The organism is Rhizobium sp. R634, assembly GCF_002211305.1.
Taxonomy (GTDB): domain Bacteria; phylum Pseudomonadota; class Alphaproteobacteria; order Rhizobiales; family Rhizobiaceae; genus Rhizobium.
Genome location: NZ_LOKW01000029.1, coordinates 143,683 through 159,514, shown reverse-complemented (window position 1 = coordinate 159,514; position 15,832 = coordinate 143,683). Strand labels below are relative to the sequence as shown.

At 60.2% G+C, this 15,832-nt stretch carries 19 protein-coding genes; 9 read left to right on the top strand and 10 right to left on the bottom strand.

Features of this window, described 5'->3' with window-relative positions; translation table 11 throughout:
* Positions 1–42: 42 nt before the first annotated feature.
* From ATY77_RS31650 to ATY77_RS31635, 4 genes are all read right to left on the bottom strand, one after another.
* A complete protein-coding gene (locus ATY77_RS31650) occupies positions 43–414 on the bottom strand; it encodes a hypothetical protein (protein WP_088690358.1) in 372 nt (123 codons plus the stop codon).
* A 31-nt stretch (positions 415–445) separates the two neighbouring features.
* Positions 446–1,051 (bottom strand): hypothetical protein, encoded by a 606-nt coding sequence (locus ATY77_RS31645; protein WP_088690357.1) that lies wholly within the window; start codon positions 1,049–1,051, stop codon positions 446–448.
* Between the two features lie 8 nt (positions 1,052–1,059).
* A complete protein-coding gene (locus ATY77_RS31640; RefSeq protein ID WP_088690356.1) occupies positions 1,060–2,391 on the bottom strand; it encodes a hypothetical protein in 1,332 nt (443 codons plus the stop codon).
* A 118-nt stretch (positions 2,392–2,509) separates the two neighbouring features.
* Positions 2,510–4,384 (bottom strand): adenylate/guanylate cyclase domain-containing protein, encoded by a 1,875-nt coding sequence (locus ATY77_RS31635; RefSeq protein ID WP_088690355.1) that lies wholly within the window; start codon positions 4,382–4,384, stop codon positions 2,510–2,512.
* A 329-nt stretch (positions 4,385–4,713) separates the two neighbouring features.
* Here ATY77_RS31635 and ppk2 point away from each other — a divergent pair, with 329 nt between their 5' ends.
* Positions 4,714–5,628: a polyphosphate kinase 2 gene (gene ppk2 / locus ATY77_RS31630; RefSeq protein ID WP_088690354.1), complete on the top strand. Its 915-nt coding sequence runs from the start codon at positions 4,714–4,716 to the stop codon at positions 5,626–5,628.
* A gap of 91 nt (positions 5,629–5,719) precedes the next feature.
* Here the strand turns inward: ppk2 and ATY77_RS31625 are convergent, their stop codons facing one another.
* A complete protein-coding gene (locus ATY77_RS31625; protein ID WP_088690353.1) occupies positions 5,720–6,595 on the bottom strand; it encodes an aldo/keto reductase family oxidoreductase in 876 nt (291 codons plus the stop codon).
* Positions 6,596–6,691: 96 nt separating this feature from the next.
* Here ATY77_RS31625 and ATY77_RS31620 point away from each other — a divergent pair, with 96 nt between their 5' ends.
* Complete coding sequence (locus ATY77_RS31620) at positions 6,692–7,624, top strand: LysR family transcriptional regulator (RefSeq protein WP_088690352.1); 933 nt, start codon at positions 6,692–6,694, stop codon at positions 7,622–7,624.
* On the opposite strand, the gene ATY77_RS31615 is transcribed toward ATY77_RS31620, so the two are convergent.
* The 5 genes from ATY77_RS31615 to ATY77_RS31595 form a co-directional block, all read right to left on the bottom strand.
* Positions 7,614–8,093, bottom strand: a complete 480-nt coding sequence (locus ATY77_RS31615) for a pyridoxamine 5'-phosphate oxidase family protein (protein ID WP_088690351.1) — start codon at positions 8,091–8,093, stop codon at positions 7,614–7,616. The genes ATY77_RS31620 and ATY77_RS31615 overlap by 11 nt on opposite strands.
* Before the next feature lie 63 nt (positions 8,094–8,156).
* Positions 8,157–8,729: an alpha-ketoglutarate-dependent dioxygenase AlkB gene (locus ATY77_RS31610; protein WP_088690350.1), complete on the bottom strand. Its 573-nt coding sequence runs from the start codon at positions 8,727–8,729 to the stop codon at positions 8,157–8,159.
* Between the two features lie 16 nt (positions 8,730–8,745).
* Positions 8,746–8,940, bottom strand: a complete 195-nt coding sequence (locus ATY77_RS31605) for a hypothetical protein (protein WP_088690349.1) — start codon at positions 8,938–8,940, stop codon at positions 8,746–8,748.
* Positions 8,941–8,951: 11 nt separating this feature from the next.
* Positions 8,952–9,215 carry a 30S ribosomal protein S21 gene (gene rpsU / locus ATY77_RS31600; protein ID WP_088690348.1) on the bottom strand — a complete coding sequence of 88 codons (264 nt, stop codon included), beginning with the start codon at positions 9,213–9,215 and terminating at the stop codon, positions 8,952–8,954.
* A gap of 32 nt (positions 9,216–9,247) precedes the next feature.
* A complete protein-coding gene (locus ATY77_RS31595; protein WP_088690347.1) occupies positions 9,248–9,451 on the bottom strand; it encodes a hypothetical protein in 204 nt (67 codons plus the stop codon).
* A gap of 380 nt (positions 9,452–9,831) precedes the next feature.
* On the opposite strand from ATY77_RS31595, the gene ATY77_RS31590 reads away from it, so the two are divergent.
* The 7 genes from ATY77_RS31590 to ATY77_RS31560 all read left to right on the top strand — a co-directional run bounded on the left by ATY77_RS31590 (position 9,832) and on the right by ATY77_RS31560 (position 15,818).
* Entirely contained in the window at positions 9,832–10,551 is a 720-nt protein-coding gene (locus ATY77_RS31590; protein WP_088673957.1) for an Ig-like domain-containing protein, read from the top strand.
* Between the two features lie 166 nt (positions 10,552–10,717).
* Positions 10,718–10,906 carry a hypothetical protein gene (locus ATY77_RS31585; RefSeq protein WP_088673958.1) on the top strand — a complete coding sequence of 63 codons (189 nt, stop codon included), beginning with the start codon at positions 10,718–10,720 and terminating at the stop codon, positions 10,904–10,906.
* Between the two features lie 178 nt (positions 10,907–11,084).
* Entirely contained in the window at positions 11,085–12,290 is a 1,206-nt protein-coding gene (locus ATY77_RS31580) for a helix-turn-helix transcriptional regulator (protein WP_245314415.1), read from the top strand.
* A gap of 114 nt (positions 12,291–12,404) precedes the next feature.
* On the top strand, positions 12,405–12,584 hold the full coding sequence (locus ATY77_RS31575; RefSeq protein ID WP_088690345.1) for a hypothetical protein: 180 nt from the start codon (positions 12,405–12,407) through the stop codon (positions 12,582–12,584).
* Positions 12,563–14,107, top strand: a complete 1,545-nt coding sequence (locus ATY77_RS31570; protein ID WP_088690344.1) for a DUF4173 domain-containing protein — start codon at positions 12,563–12,565, stop codon at positions 14,105–14,107. Before ATY77_RS31575 ends, ATY77_RS31570 begins: the two co-directional genes overlap by 22 nt.
* Positions 14,107–14,805, top strand: coding sequence for a response regulator transcription factor (locus ATY77_RS31565; protein WP_088690343.1), 699 nt, complete (start codon positions 14,107–14,109; stop codon positions 14,803–14,805). The genes ATY77_RS31570 and ATY77_RS31565 overlap by 1 nt, the downstream gene beginning before the upstream one ends.
* A complete protein-coding gene (locus ATY77_RS31560) occupies positions 14,805–15,818 on the top strand; it encodes an ATP-binding protein (protein ID WP_088690342.1) in 1,014 nt (337 codons plus the stop codon). Before ATY77_RS31565 ends, ATY77_RS31560 begins: the two co-directional genes overlap by 1 nt.
* Positions 15,819–15,832: the final 14 nt, after the last annotated feature.

Here is a 15,832-nt window from a genome sequence, read left to right as displayed (position 1 = left end):
GGCCGGTGGATTTCAACCCGGGATCGGCAAGCGATCTCGACGTCAGACAAGTTTGAATGTTTTTCGTGACGCTTCAAACTTACCGTTCATGTCATCCAGCTTTATAGCAATCCAGAACTCTGTTTTTTCATTGAATGGGCCAGCGTCGAGTTCCGGTTTCACGATGAGCGACAACACCTTATCTGTGCTCGTCGCAGAATCGTCGGGATCTATTTTGATTTTATAGTTTTCTTTCTTGTCGCTGCCATTCGGGTTTGAAACGTCATCGCTGCCGTCTTCTTTGGTGGACACATAAACATATGTCTTGTTGCTGAAGCCGGAGCCTATGATTTTAAATGGCGTTCGAACAAGCAGCGGGGCAACGACGGTCTCCGGCTCGAGGCGCTCGATTTTAACTTTAGGGTTCGCGGGCATATTGTCCTCCCTGGTCCATCTTCATATTGGATTAGTCGTTGTCGCTCGATCTGCGAGGAATGAACCCGCCCGATCGTGACATCACGCCGCCGGAGCGGGACAAAGCGCCGCCCGATCTGGACATTGCGCCGCTCGTCATCCCTCGGGGATCGGCAGAAGCCTCGACCGACAGCAGGATTTGCTCAAAGGTTCCCGCTTCGGCATCGAGCCTCATCGAAACGTCGCCCTTGTCATAAATCCAGACCCGCATGTCCTTGGCGAGGGCGCCGAATTGGGATCCAAGGCCGGTTCGTGCACTCGAACCGGGAGACCGGTACAATCGGTCATATTCAATATCACCACCCACGTTCCTCGGAGGTGGATCGTTTGGATCGGCCCCGGGACCGTGCACGACGAAGATCGCCGGCCGGCCAAGTTCGATGAAGGCCCCCTCGAAGGAGAAAGCGAAGATGCGCGCCAGAACTGCGTCGGCTGCACCAAGCTGGTCCCTCAGGAAATTGTTTCTTCCCGCTATGGGCACGCTCAGGTTCTGATAGATGGGGCCGCCCCTCAGAATCAGATCACTCAGTGGGCGCCCGAATAGATGTATCGCCGATATGCCGAGCAAGGTTTCGTTGTCTGCCACGTCTGCCTCCATCTAGCTGATTATTGACCGATGCCTGATCTCGACAGCAGAACTCTCTCGCGATAGCTCATCTTGGGAAGATCCAGATGATCCATCGGCAGCAGGATCCGCGCAGAGTGAACATGGCTGCGATGCTCGCCGCCCTTGAGGTGCGCCCCGGCATGTAGCTTGCCGATCGCCCGTTGCTTGAAATTTCCGGTGATAATGCCAGCGAACTGGCCGCCGCTTTCCTGCCGATCGATGGCCAGCATCGTTTCGGCAACGTCGCCATAGTCCAGAAAATCAGGGGCAAGAGCCCATAGGGTTTCCGCCAGATATGTGCCGGCAATGTCCCGTGCATCGAGCAGCGCTTCGACAAATCCATCCGAATTCAGTGCAAAAGCGCGGTCAAAAGCATGCTGCACGGACGCCTCGGCGGCCGGATCGACCTCAGCAATATCTGCGAGATTTTCGACGGCCCGCGAGATCAGGCCGCGCGCCACCAGGCTCTCATGAAAGATATCGAGAAGTATATCGAATATCGCACCGGTGAGCGGCTGCGAGAGCTCATGCTCGTCCTTCCAGCCGCGCGCGAACTCGCGCATCGTCCTTTTGTTGTTTGCCGAGCGTATCTGTCGATGCGGCGAGAACTCCGAAAAGCGCGAGAGGCGATTTGCGCGGTGGAGATTGCCGCGCGTCTCCGCGAGAACATTGTCGATTACCGATGGAAAATGCATGGCTGCGATCAGCGACACGCAGTCGGAGAAAGCCTCCTGGAAACCAAGATATTCCGGATACTCTGTTCCAGGGCGCGGCACGCCGAGGACGCTGAAGATGATCGCGTGCCCCACCTCATGAGCGATGACGTCGAAATCCAGGCTGAAGGGAAGGATGCGTCCATCCTTCTCGAACTGGCTGCCGACTTCGAGGAAGCCATAGCCGTACTGAGCGTTGTTCCATCGCGGCAAAATGGAGATTTCCAAGCGATCGTAATGATCGCGAAAATGCCAGGTCAGCGGCTGGCCGAGATAGCGCTCCCATACATCCAGAGTGAAGCGTACGCAGCCGAAGACGTGTGCGGCTTCAAAGCCGGGCACCGAAGGCCGGAGATAGTCGAAATTGCCGCGCTCGTCGGGGGTGGCCGGCTCGAGAATTTTTCCGGTCCAGGGCGGCAGAAACATATAGGGCGTTCCGAGCGGCCCGCGGTTCACGCCGTAGGGACCGGTCTTGCCGACCGGCTCCACGACAAACATGCGATTGTCGGCCGGACCGGCGGCCAGGCTGCCCGCCGGAGACGATACTTCAACGACCTCGGGGCTGGACCGAGCATCTTCGAATGGAGGCTGTACAAAAAGTCTGAACCGGGTGCCCATCCGCATCCCCCCTCACAAGACTTTTATGATGCCATTTTAAGTTGATCTTCGGCGTCACGAAGAAGATTAGCAAGTAATGAAATAGCATTAGGTGCGAAGCTGACGGGTGGGCCGGGCGTTATTCAGACAGCTCAACCAATTTCAGATAGCGGGGGTGACTGCGAATGGGATCGAGATCGGAATCGTTTTTGAACCACAGCCGCATTTCGATGCCGACTTGCGGCATCCAGACCTCGAGCAGGTCTATCGCTCGGTCGATTTCGCCAAGCAGGGCATAAGTACAGGCGGCGTTGTATTGGATGTTGATGTCGCTGGGATCCGTCGCCAAAGAGCGGGCCAACCATTCCAGCGCCATGTCGCGGAGACCGAGAAAGGCGAGCGCGGTCGCTCCGAGGCAGGCAACATTGGCATTCTCGGGGTGCAGCCGCAGTTCTTCCTCCGCCCTTTTCAGTGCGATCCGGGCATAGCTGCTGGCCTTGTCTATTTGCCCAAGCGAGCGGAGAACGTTCACGAGCATGATCGGCGCGCCATAGTCGGCAGGTTTGATTTCCATTGCGCGCTGAAAATACGTCGCCGCGAGTTCGAACTGACCTTCGGTGACGCAAAATTCGGCATAGTACCTGTTGGCCTCGTGACAATTCGCATCGAGCGACAAAGCCTGCACGAAGGCAGACACCGCCTCGGCGCGATCGCCGGCGACTGCCAATGCAAACCCCTTGGCCGCATGTGCCTCCGCCAGATTGGGATCGATGACGAGCGCTCTCGCGGTGTTCGCGAGAATGTCCTCCACCGAAATTTCCGCCCCGAACTGGGACCGCAGACGCGCGTCGCAGACCGCGATACCGGCATAGGCGCGGGCATAGGCCGGGTCCAATTCGATGGCTCTGGCGAAGCTCTGCCTGGCCATGAGATGGTTCGAGCGCGAGGCGATATGGTAGTATTCGCGCCCTCTGAGGAAGTGGGTATAGGCTTCGACGTTGCCCGTCGGCGCCTGCTCGATTGCCTTCTTCTCCTCCGGCAGCAGCTTGACCTTGAGCTGCTCTACGATCGCCTTCGCAATCTCGTCCTGTACTTCGAAGATGTCGGTGAGGTCGCGGTCGTAACGCGCGGCCCAGACATGGCCGTCATTGGCCGCTTCGATCAATTCGGCATTGATCCTGACATGGTTGCCCGCCTTGCGGACGCTGCCCTCCACGATATAGGCAACGCCGAGTTCGCCCGCGATGCGCTGCAGATTTTCGCTCCGGCCTTTCCAGGTGAAGACGGTGTTGCGGCTCAGCACGAACAGGCCCGAAACATTCGACAGATCGGTGATGAGATCTTCGGTGATGCCGTCACTGAAAAAATCCTGCCCGGGATCGGTGCTGATATTGGCGAATGGCAGGATGGCGACCGATGGCTTGCTGATGGGTGCCCGCGTGTGCCCGCCTGCGGTAAGCGGAACCTGCTCACCGGAGGCGGCATTGCCCCAATCGGCAAAATAGACATGGACCGGACGGGAGATGTTCTTGACGGTCATGGCGCCCTGGTCTGCGAAATCGAGGCCGAGCTTGTTTGCGACTTCGTGGCGCACGGCCGCCGAACAGGCAATGCCGCCGGGAGCTGCAAGAGCCTGCAGCCGGACCGCCACATTGATGCCGTCGCCATGAAAGTCGTCCTCATCGAAGACGATGTCGCCGAGATTCAAGCCTATCCGGAACGCAAAATGCCTGTCCGCGGGAATCCCTATGTTGCGCTCCAGCATGCCGCGCTGGATTTCGACCGCGCAGCGTGCAGCGCTCAGCACGCTGCCGAATTCGACCAGGAAGCCATCGCCCATGACCTTGATGATATGTCCGCCATGGGTTGCGACGGCAGGATCGAAGAGTTCCCGGCGATGCTGACGAAGGGCGTTGAGCGTCTCCTCCTCATTGGCTTCGAGGAGCCGGCTGTAGCCCACCACATCGGCAGCCAGAATAGCCGCCAGCCGACGTTCAACAAGCTCTGCGCACATGCCCGTCTCCCCAACGCGCTGGTGGCAATACTTCTCAATTCTAGCAGCCAGTCAGTAATGTTGCCGGACGATTATATTACTGACAACTAAAATCTCCCTCTTGGCCGCAAGAACTTCAGGTGGTCACCCGAGCCGCAGTTTGCGGCCGGGTGACCACCTGCGCAGTCCCGGCCGTCCAATGAGGCAGATGCATGATGCTGAAGCGGACAGGGCAGCTTTAAGGCACTTGGAACGACAGGCGCGGGTAACCGTTTCAGCTTCGATCAGTGGCCGTCATATAACCTTCGCACTGACATGCTCCTGTCAACAAAAGCAGGAAGGAAAAACCCATGTCGCAAACACATCAGGACCAGCTCAGCCGGATAAAGGTCGAAATCGCCGACAGCTTCGATGAGGAGCTGGAAATGCAGATGGAGGAGGACCGGCTGGACGATCTGGTCGCCGAGGGAATGTCGGAACCGGCCGAGCAGACGCTCGAGCGGAAGATCTATTTCCGGGAACTCTTTCGGCTGCAGCACGAACTAGTGCGGCTGCAGGATTGGGTTCAGCACAAGCAGCTAAAAGTGGTCGTGCTGTTCGAAGGACGGGATTCCGCCGGTAAGGGCGGCGCGATCAAGCGCGTGACGCAACGGCTCAATCCGCGTGTCTGCCGGACAGTCGCGCTGCCCGCGCCCACCGAGCGCGAACGCCATCAATGGTATTTCCAGCGCTACGTTCCGCATCTTCCGACCGCCGGCGAGATCGTGCTCTTCGACCGCAGCCGGTACAACCGCGCCGGTGTCGAGCGCGTGATGGGGTTCTGCACGCCCGACGAACTCGAGGAATTCTTCCGTTCGGTGCCGGAATTCGAACGGATGCTCGTGCGCTCCGGTATCGTGCTGATCAAATACTGGTTTTCGATCACCGACGAGGAGCAGGAATTCCGCTTCAAGATGCGCATTCACGATCCGCTGAAGCAATGGAAGCTTTCGCCGATGGATATGGAAAGCCGTGTCCACTGGGAAGAATATACCAAGGCCAAGGAAGAAATGCTGGCACGCACACACACCAAGGAAGCGCCCTGGTGGGTGGTGCAGGCCGTGGACAAGAAACGGGCGCGGCTGAATTGCATCGCCCATCTCCTCGAGCAGATCCCTTACGAGGATGTCCCGAAGCCTGAAATCGAGCTGCCGGACCGCATCCGCCACGCCGACTACAACAGGGCGCCGGTTCCGCCTGAAATGCAGGTGCCCGAACGTTATTGAAGCATGGCCGCAGCGGGCTGAACACAATATTCCCACGTGGCGCGGCTGCGCCACGTGGGAATGCCGCACTTCGGCTGGATCGCACGGGGCCTCAGCCGGCGATATCGGCCATATGGTTCAGCTCCTCGACGGCGTCATCGGGCAGCGTAAGCCCGGCGGCGGCGAGATTTTCCCTGAGATGACCGACGGACGAGGTGCCCGGGATCAGCAGGATATTCGGCGCGCGGCGCAGCAGCCAGGCAAGTGCCACCTGCATGGGCGTGGCCTCAAGGCGCGCGGCGACGCCGGAGAGCGTGGACGACTGCAGCGGCGTGAAACCGCCGAGCGGAAAGAATGGGACATAGGCCGTGCCTTCGCGCGCGAGATCGTCGATCAGGGCATCGTCGGCCCGATGCGCCAGATTGTACTGGTTCTGCACGCAGACGATCTCGGTGATCCCCCGGCCTTCGGCGATCTGCCGCGCGGTGGCGTTGCTTAGGCCCACGTGACGGACGAGGCCCTGCCGCTGAAGATCGGCAAGCACCGTCAGGGGCGCTTCGATCGATCCTTCCGCAGGATGATGCAGGTCGAAGGCGATCCTGAGATTGACGACGTCGAGCACATCGACTCCGAGATTGCGGAGGTTGTCGTGCACGGCTTGAGTAAGCTCCTCAGGTGAGAAGGCCGGGATCCAAGATCCATCCGCACCGCGCCGTGCGCCGATCTTGGTGACGATCACGAGATCGTCGCGATAAGGGTGAAGCGCCTCGCGAATGAGCCGGTTGGTGACATGCGGGCCGTAGAAGTCGCTGGTGTCGATGTGGTTGACGCCTGATGCAACGGCTTCGCGCAGAACCGCCAGGGCTGCGTCATGATCCCGAGGCGGGCCGAACACGCCGGGGCCTGCAAGCTGCATGGCGCCGTAACCGAGCCGCCTGACGCGGCGGTCGCCGATAGGGAAGGTTCCGGATTGGTCGATAATGGACATGATCAAACTCCTTGCATGAGATGACATGAAGTTAGGCATTGTCCGGTCGTCTGAAAATGAGGCATAATCCGCACGGCTTGTGCGGAGTGGCGAACAATGAAGGTCAATCTCGGAGATCTGAATGCCTTTCTCGCAGTAGCACGGGCCGGCGGTTTTCGCGAGGGCGCGCGCGTCAGCGGCAGCAGCGCCTCCTTCCTCAGCGAGGCGGTGCGCCGCCTGGAGGCCGAGCTCGGGGTCAGGCTGCTCAATCGCACGACGCGCAGCGTCGTTCCGACCGAGGCGGGCAAGGGCTTGCTGGAACGGCTCGGCCCGGCCCTGACGGAGGTGGAGTCTGCCCTCGACGTCGTCAATGGTTTTCGCGACAAGCCGGCCGGTTCGCTGCGCCTCAATGTGCCGGTCAGTGCGGCGCGGCTGGTGCTGCCGGCCATCATTCCCCGGTTTCTGGCCACCTACCCTGATATCCGGCTGGAGGTGGTCACCGAGGAGAGTTTCGTCGATGTGCTCGCCGCCGGCTGCGATGCCGGCATCCGTTACGACGAGCGGCTGGAGCAGGATATGATCGCAGTGCCGATCGGACCGCGCGTGCAACGGTTCGCCACCGCCGCCTCTCCCGATTATCTCGATCGCCACGGCCGGCCGCAGCATCCGAGCGAACTGCTCGGCCACGCCTGCCTGCTGGGCCGCTTCGCCAGCGGCGCGCTGACGACGCCGTGGGAATTCGAGCGAGACGGCGAAGTGGTCCGGGTCGAACCTTCGGGGCCGTTGATCGTCAGGGTCGGCGGGGCGACCGACCTTTCCGTCGATGCGGCAATATCGGGCATAGGGATCATTTGCGTCTTCGAGGACTGGCTGCGCCCGCATCTCGAAAGCGGCGCGCTCGAGCCGATCCTCGAACCATGGTGGCAGGGCTTCTCCGGCCCGTTCCTCTATTATCCCGGCCGACGCCTGGTGCCCGCCCCGCTCCGCGCCTTCATCGATTTCGTCAAGACGTCGAGCAACTCGCCGGTGCAGCTTGGCCTCAAAGCTTAACCTCGGCATTGTCGCCCATGTCGGGCTTGCTGTTCGAGACCGCTGCGGCGGCCATCTTGATGTAGCTGATGATGGTGCCCGGACTGTCCCAATATTCGGCAGAGGACGGGGTGACCCTGAGGATGCGAATGGATGGGTCGTCGGGATTGTCCCACCACGCCTTTGCCGGCGTTGCCCATAATTCCCTGATCTTCTCGCGGTCGTTCTGGACTTCGGCCGTGCCGGACACGGATACATACTTCTGTCCCTTAGTGTCGGCGAAGGCCAGGCACACATTTGGCCAGCGGGCGATCTCATCGTCCTTATGACTGCCGACATCCGTAAGGAAATAGATCGCGTTCTCGATCTGCTCGGTGTAGGCGGACATCGGGCGGGCTCTGAGATCGTCGCCGCTGCGGGTCGTCAGCATGCAAAACCCGATCTTTTCGAGCAATTCCCATACCCTTGTTGCATCGTCGTATTCGGCCATCGTCTTCTCCATCTGTTCGGCAGATGAGGTAACCATCTGCGCAAGCCGATGTTCCAGCGCCCCTTACGCGGCCAATTCCCGGAAGGTGATGGAATAACGCAGCCGGTCGACGGGCGGGATGGAGTGCTCCCAGAGAGTTCTTGCCGCGCCGGCCATGACATAGGCCGAACCAGGCTCGAGAACGAGCGATCGCCGCTGCCATTTGTCGCCCTCCCGCAGCCGCAGCCTGAAGGTGCAAGGCGAAAGCAGTGAGATGCCGACGACCCGGCCGAAGACGAATTTGTCCTTGTGCCAGCCGATCGGAGCCCCAGGCCCGTATTCCGTCACAAGAGCCTGTTCGAGCGCAGCCGGTTCGATTCCGGCAAAGTGTGCTGCTGCCTCGCGCGCGGGCAGCAGCAGCGGCGGCATCGCCTCGGTTCTCCTCACACGCTGGCTGTCGAAGTCGTATTTCCAGCCGAAGGAGACCGTCCTGCGTTTGCCTTCGAACCCGTGAAAGTCGAAGGCTTTGAATGGCAGGGCGGGGATTGCTTCAAGAAGTGAATGCTGGAGATCCTGGAGAAGGATATCAGGAGAATATCGAAACCCCTCGGGAAATGCCTGGTCGGCCACACCGAACAGATCTGCCTGGATTGTCATGTCCGTCGTCCGCGCCTCAATGAACGCTTGGGATTTCCACGGCCATCGCGAAGTCCTCGGCCACCAGTTCGCTGACGGCAATGAGGATCTCCTCGCGGGAGAAGCCCGATTTCAGGGCGCGTTGAATCAGGTCCTGCAGATCCGGCTCCACGACGTCACGGCAATCCTCGAGGCGTTCTTCCGAAACGGTGAGGCTATTCAATTCGTCCATTGTCTATCCTTTCAAGTAACGGCCGAAGCCAGTGATGAGTGCTGGCGAGCGCGCGTCCGCTTGCGCCCGACAAGCAGGCCTTCGCGCTGCATCTTCTTGCGTGCCGCCTTGCGCTGCCGGCTGATTGCCTGCGCTTTTTCTCGGACGCGTCGTTCCGACGGCTTCTCGTAAGCGCGCCGTTCCTTCATTTCGCGGAAGAGGCCTTCGCGCTGCATTTTCTTCTTCAAGGCTCTCAGGGCCTGATCGACATTGTTGTCTCTGACGAGTACCTGCATTCGAGTTCTCCTTGTTTAGTTTTAGATTGCCCTTAGCCGAGCTGCTCGCGGATGAGCGCCTGCAATTCGCGGCGGGTGAGAAGGCACGGAGACGGCTTCCAGATCCTGGAAGTTTGGCGGATGGCCTGTTCGCCTCCACGCGGGTTGACGACCGCAGTCGCGGTCGCGGTATTGGTATGGTTCAAAAGAAATCCTTGCCGGCTGTCGCCGGGATCATCGATGGTTGCTGGGAACATTCCCTGCGCGCCGGAACGGCACGCGCCGCCGATCCTTGGACATTTGTTTAGACGCGGGCACTGCCTCAGCGTCCGGTCCGATCGGGTCGGTTCTAAGGTAGGTGCAGGTGCCGAGGATTGCAATGGTGTGCAGACAGCGCCGGGGCAACAGTCCCCGTAGAGGTTCCTTCAAGTTTACCGCGCATAAATTATTCGCAATTTCTTCAAATTTGACTGATGTCGAGAACGTATTGGTCGATAAAATGGCAATAACACACGTTTGAGGCGAATGTTAACCTTGCGTTAAATACCCCATTGACTTGTACAATTAATAAGTTGTTAAAGGAGCCGCTCGCTATGGTCAAAAATGACCCGCCGATAATTAATCTAAGGAGAGAGCAATGGCTTCGCCGATACACGCAACTGATGATAGTGCAACATTTCTAGAAACTGACGTTATTTCCGGAAACCTGCTTTCCAACGATTCTTCCGATAACGGCCACCTGTTCCTGCGCGCCTTCGATGGCGCAAGCGTTGGCGCCAAGGGCGGCAACAGCCAGATCACCGAAATCCAGGGCGACTACGGCACGTTCTTCGTCAAGCCTGACGGCAGCTACACCTACGTTCTGAGCGACGCTGCCAAGATCGGTTTCGCCAATGGCGAATCGTACCAGGAGAAGGTCTCCTACAAAATCTCCGACGGCAGCGGTCACACCGACGTCGGCCTGTTCACCCTGAACATCCAGGGCGTCACCCAGGTCAAGCCGATCGCTGTCGACGATACCTACAGCTTCACCGAAGGCAGCCCGATCGGCGGCAACGTTCTCGACAACGATATTGCCGGCGACAATGGCAAGATGTTCCTGCGTCAGTTCCTGAGCACGCAGGTAGATGCCCACAACGGCGCGGTTACCGACGTTCAGGGCACCTACGGCACGTTCCACGTCAAGTCGGACGGCACCTTCACCTATGAGCTGACGCAGGATCTCGATGCAGGTCAGACCTACACGGAAGTTCTCCGCTACTACAAGATCTCCGACGGCGAAGGCCACACGGACACTGCCAAGGTGACGCTCAACATCACCGGCACGGACTATCATCCCGACGGCGTCGGCGTTTGATCCGCAGCAGTAGATCGGTGAGAGACAACGCCCGCCGTGCAACCGGCGGGCGTTTTGGCATGTTGGCAATTCTTGCCGCAGGGCCCCGGCGCACCAATATAGCTCTTTTTAGCTAGTTCTTATAAAAGCCGCGTGGGCGTAGTCTCGATGTTCGGAGGACACGCCCTTGACCGAACACATCGAACCCAAGCAAATCGAGACGGACGATCTGACGAAAGTCTGGTCCGTAACCGAATTCTGCGCTCGTCATCAGATAGATGCCGAGGAACAAGCGCTGTTGCTCCGGCTCTTCGGGCCATTCGCGACGGCCTGCGAACTGCTCCATAATGCCAGGCGCGCGCCGCGATTCAGATAAAGTCCTCACTCATCAATTGCACGAGATGTCACGCTTCCTTCGTTGATCTCGACCTGCCGGTCTCCCTGGACCGGCAGACGAAATCGCCTGATCGGGTGATGCTCGTCGTCCTGCCTCCCCCTAGATATTTATAGAGCAAGCGAATGTGGCGATCTACGCAATTGGCGGAACCGTCGTCGTGAAAACGAGAAGCGCTGATATGGATCATGTCGATATCGTTGATGCCGTCTATCAGGCTGCGGTCCGCTCCGAACTATGGTCGGATACCCTCTGCTCAATCGCCGACTATGTCGGCGCCACCGGCGGAAACATCGTTTATCAGGCGCCCGATGGCCGCGGCAGCTTCCTGATCCCCGGCCGCATGCGGGACGATTTAAACAAGCTCTATCTCCAGCATTACACCCGCAATCCCTATGCCCGTGCGTTCGAGAGGGTAAAGCCCGGCGAGATCGCGATCGGCAACACGATGATCGACGCCGAGGCCGTCCGGCATTCCGCCTTTTATGCCGATATCTGCGAACCTCAGGATATCTTCAATCAGCTCTTCCTGCCGCATGCCAGCCTGCACGAGCGCGGCGGCATTGGCGGTGTCGCTCTTTTCCTGTCCCGGCAGCAGGACGAACACGCCGCGGAAGCGGCAGCGCGGCTGAAGCTGCTCAGCCCGCATATGACGCGCGCAATCGACCTTTCCTTTCAAGTCAGTCGGATCGCCTGCGCTCCCGAACTGCCGCAACGGCTGATCGATGCGATAGCCGATGCCGCCATGCTGCTTGACGGTCGAGGCGCGGTTCTTCTCCCGAATGCGGCGGCCGAAGCGCTGTTCAAACGGGCCGACGGCATCTTCCTTAGCCGATCCGAGAGGCCTTCGCTTGCAGCCCACATCTCCGAAAGCTCCATCCGCCTGACGAACGCCATTCGCCAGGCTTTATTGATTGCCAATGGCGAAGACACGCCTTTCGAAGGGGTGCTGTCGATCTCCCGACCGTCGGGCTTGCCGCCTTATCTGGTGATGATCACGCCGCTTGCGCCGGCGGCGGTGTCCATCTGGGATGCTGTCGACAGCGGAGCACGCCTGCTGATCCATATCGTCGATCCGGAAGCGAAGGCCCGCCGGCAGGCGCAGCAGCTGCAACGCATCTTCGGCCTGACCGAAGCCGAGACAAGGGTGGCCGCGCTGATCGGCAGCGGGATGAATCTGCCTGAAATCGCCAAGGCCCTCGGAATTTCCGCCAACACGGTGAAAACGCATACTAGCCGATGCTTCGGCAAAACCGGGGTGCGATCCCAGGCAGCGTTCGCCAGGCTGATCGCCTCGACCCCGATTGCCGAAAAAAGTGCAGCCCCCTCACCTGCCAAGGCCAAGTGCCTTCCGCGGGATTCGTGAATCGTCACCGGCTGCCAGCTGACGAGCTCTCGTGCCTCCTGGGTCGGCGTAATTTCCTGAATTGCTCCTCACTCTCTGCACAAAATCTGCAATCCGGCAGGGCATCTTGCCGGCATGAGCAAGAACGAAACCCCGCCCTTTATTACGCCCCTCGCCGTGCCGGAACGCCTCCGCAAGGACGGCTGGTGGCTGACCGAAGGGGCCCCTGCCGAGAAACCATCGGGAAACAGGCTCATCATGATCGAAAAGCGGCATTTGCGAGAGGAGCAGCAATGGACACAACCGATACCCTGACACAACCAATGCCCATCAGGCGCGACAGCGTCCGGGTCGCCACGCTGCTTGGGCTGGTGGCGCTTGCCGATTTTCTGATCTTTGGCTATGCGCCCGGGATAAACCTTTTCCTCTTCGCTTTGGCCGTCTGCATCGGCATTCTGCTTTCGGCCCGGAGGCCGCCATCGCCTTCGAAGGCAGCTCTTCTGCTCGGCTTTCTGGCCCTGGCTTCGGCCCCGCTGCTGGAGGCGCCCTCGCTCATCGGCGTTGCCCTTTGCCTCGGCGCCTTGATGTCGGTCGCTCTCGTCAGCGCCAGGCTCATGCCTCGCCGGCTCACAGCCGTGCCGCTGGTCTTCGTTCGTTTCGCTCTCATCATTCCTTTGCGGCTTGCCGAGAGCATCAGTAAATATCTTGCAATGCCGGGCAGACGGTTCTCTTTCACCGGCGTTCGCCAAGGCATCGGCCTTTGGATCATGCCGCTCGTTCTCGCTGCGATTTTCGTGTCTCTCTTTGCGACTGCAAATCCGCTTATTGAGATCGCGCTGCGAAGCATCGATTTCGGCCTTCTGCTGCAGCTCCTCGATCCGTGGCGGATCGGCTTCTGGATGATGATCGCCATCGTGGTCTGGGCGATGCTGCGGCCGCGACTGAATCGGCGTGGCGTCCGGCCGCAGCCTGATCGCGGGTTCATGATCGTGCCCGCCAGGAATGCGCCGCTCGGCCACGCCTCGCTCTTGCGGTCGCTCGCTTTGTTCAATGCGGTCTTTGCGGTGCAGACGCTTCTCGATCTCGTCTATCTCTGGGGCGGCGCGGATTTGCCTGCTCACATGAGCCATGCCGAATATGCGCATCGCGGCGCCTATCCCCTGATCGCGACCGCGCTTCTTGCCGCCGGTTTCGTCCTCATTGCCATGCGGCGCGGCGGCCCCGGCGATCATAGTCCGCTCATCCGCGGCCTGGTCCATGCCTGGATCGGCCAGAACGTCCTTCTCTGCCTGTCGTCGATGCTGCGGCTCGGGCTCTACGTCGAAGTCTATTCGCTGACGGAACTGCGTGTCGCCGCTGGCATCTGGATGAGCCTCGTCGCAATCGGCCTTGTCCTGATCCTGCTGCGCATCTTGTTCAACCGGTCCAACAAGTGGCTGATCGCCGCCAACCTCGTTTCCCTGATTGCGGTACTCTATATCAGCGCCTTCATCGATTTTTCGGCCTTCATCGCCCGCTTCAATGTCGCCCACAGCCGCGAAATCAGCCAGGAAGGCCCACCGCTCGACCTTGCCTATCTCTCCTCGCTCGGTCCCTCCGTCATTCCGGCGCTCGACCTCTATCTCTCCAGGCTGCCGGACCACATGGTCGCTCAGCGGAATGAGGCGCTGTCAGTTCGGTTCTATCTCGTCAGGGATTTCGAGTGGCGCCCGCGCGGCTGGCGCAGCTGGAATTTCAGGGCGGCGCGGCTGCAGGCCAATCTCTTGGCTCCCGCGGCCATTGCAAGATCGGACGAGAACGGTGACAACAGGCACGACAAACCGATACAGGACCGGTGATGGCGCCCCGCATTCTCGTCGTCGATGACGAACCACACATTCGCGATGTGATCTGCTTTGCCCTCGATCGCGCCGACCTGGCATCGACGGCCGCCCGCAGCGGCACCGAGGCGATGGCGGCCTTCCGGCGGGGCAATATCGACCTCATCATTCTCGATATCGGCATGCCCGGTATGGATGGCCTCGAAGTCTGCCGCCAGATCCGCAAGACATCGGGATTGCCGATCCTGTTCCTTTCGGCGCGCGACGAGGAGATCGACAGGGTGTTGGGCCTCGAAATCGGCGGGGACGACTATGTGACCAAGCCGTTCAGCCCGCGCGAACTGGTCGCGCGGGTGAAGGCGATCCTGAAGCGCAGCGGCAATGAAGCAGGCTCCGACCGACGCCATTCCACCCTCGTCGCCGGCGAGATCAGCCTGGACCGCCATGGCCGGACGGTGATGTTCGGCGAGAGTGCCGTCGCCATGACGGCGCTCGAATTCGCGATCCTGGACGCATTGCTGTCGCGTCCCGGCATGGTCTTCAGCCGCGAGCAATTGATGGAAGCGGCCTATGGTGCCGGTACCTATGTCTCGGATCGGACGATCGATAGCCATATCCGCAACATAAGGTCGAAGTTCGCAGCGGCCGGCGGCTCCGGGGTCATCGCCACCGTTCACGGCATCGGCTTCAAGCTCGGCGACGGGAGGAAGGCCTGATGCCGGCGCTAAAAGTCAGGGCGAAATGGCGGCCGCCGCTGGCGCTGATCGTCTATGCCGTGCTTTTGACCGTGATGGCGCTACCTGTTCTCATCGTCATCTGGTTTCGCGCCACCGAGGCGAGCGCGAACCGGATGGAGCCGGTGGAGATCGTCGCCCTCGTCGTCGTGCTTATCCTGACGCTCGGCGTCGCCTATGTGCTGACGCGCACCATCACCGGCCCCATTGATGCCTTGATCGCGCGGACGGAAGAGATCGCCCGCGGCGGCAAGGCGGCGATCCGGCCGCTGGAAAGCTACGGGACGCGAGAGATTGCCGTCTTGTCGCAGAGCTTCCTCGATCTCGCGGGGAAACTGGTCGACCGCACCGAATATGTCCGCTCTTTTGCTGCGCATGTCTCGCATGAACTGAAATCGCCGCTGACGGCCATTCGCGGCGCGGCGGAACTCTTGCGTGACGATGACGCGGAAAGGCCGATGACGAAAGCCCAGCGCCTGCATTTTCTGGACAATATCGTCGCCGACGCTGTCCGGCTCGACGCCTTGCTGCAGCGGCTGAGGGAGCTTGCACAGGCGGAAACGCCGATGGCCGAAGGCAGAAGCAGCGTCGCAAGCATCATAGGCCCATTGCGCCAGCGTTTTCCCGCGCTCGATATTTCAGGCACGGGAGATACGGAAAAAACGATCGCGCTTCCCCAGGAAGCCGCCGTCATCGTCTTCGCCAATCTGGCCGACAACGCCTTTCGGCATGGTGCCAAACTGCTCGAATTCACGGTGTCGGCCGACGCCCGAAGCGCCTTCATTCTCGTGCGGGACGATGGCAGCGGCATTTCCCAAGCGAACCGCGACCGCATTTTTCAGCCGTTCTTCTCGACCCGCCGCGAAGAAGGCGGCACCGGCATGGGCCTCGGCATCGTCCACGCCATGCTGGGCTCCCACGGCGGCACGATCCACCTTCGGCAGACGACCGGTACAGGCGCCGAATTCGAGATTGCGATCCCCTTGTCATCGTAGCGCGGGTGACGAGA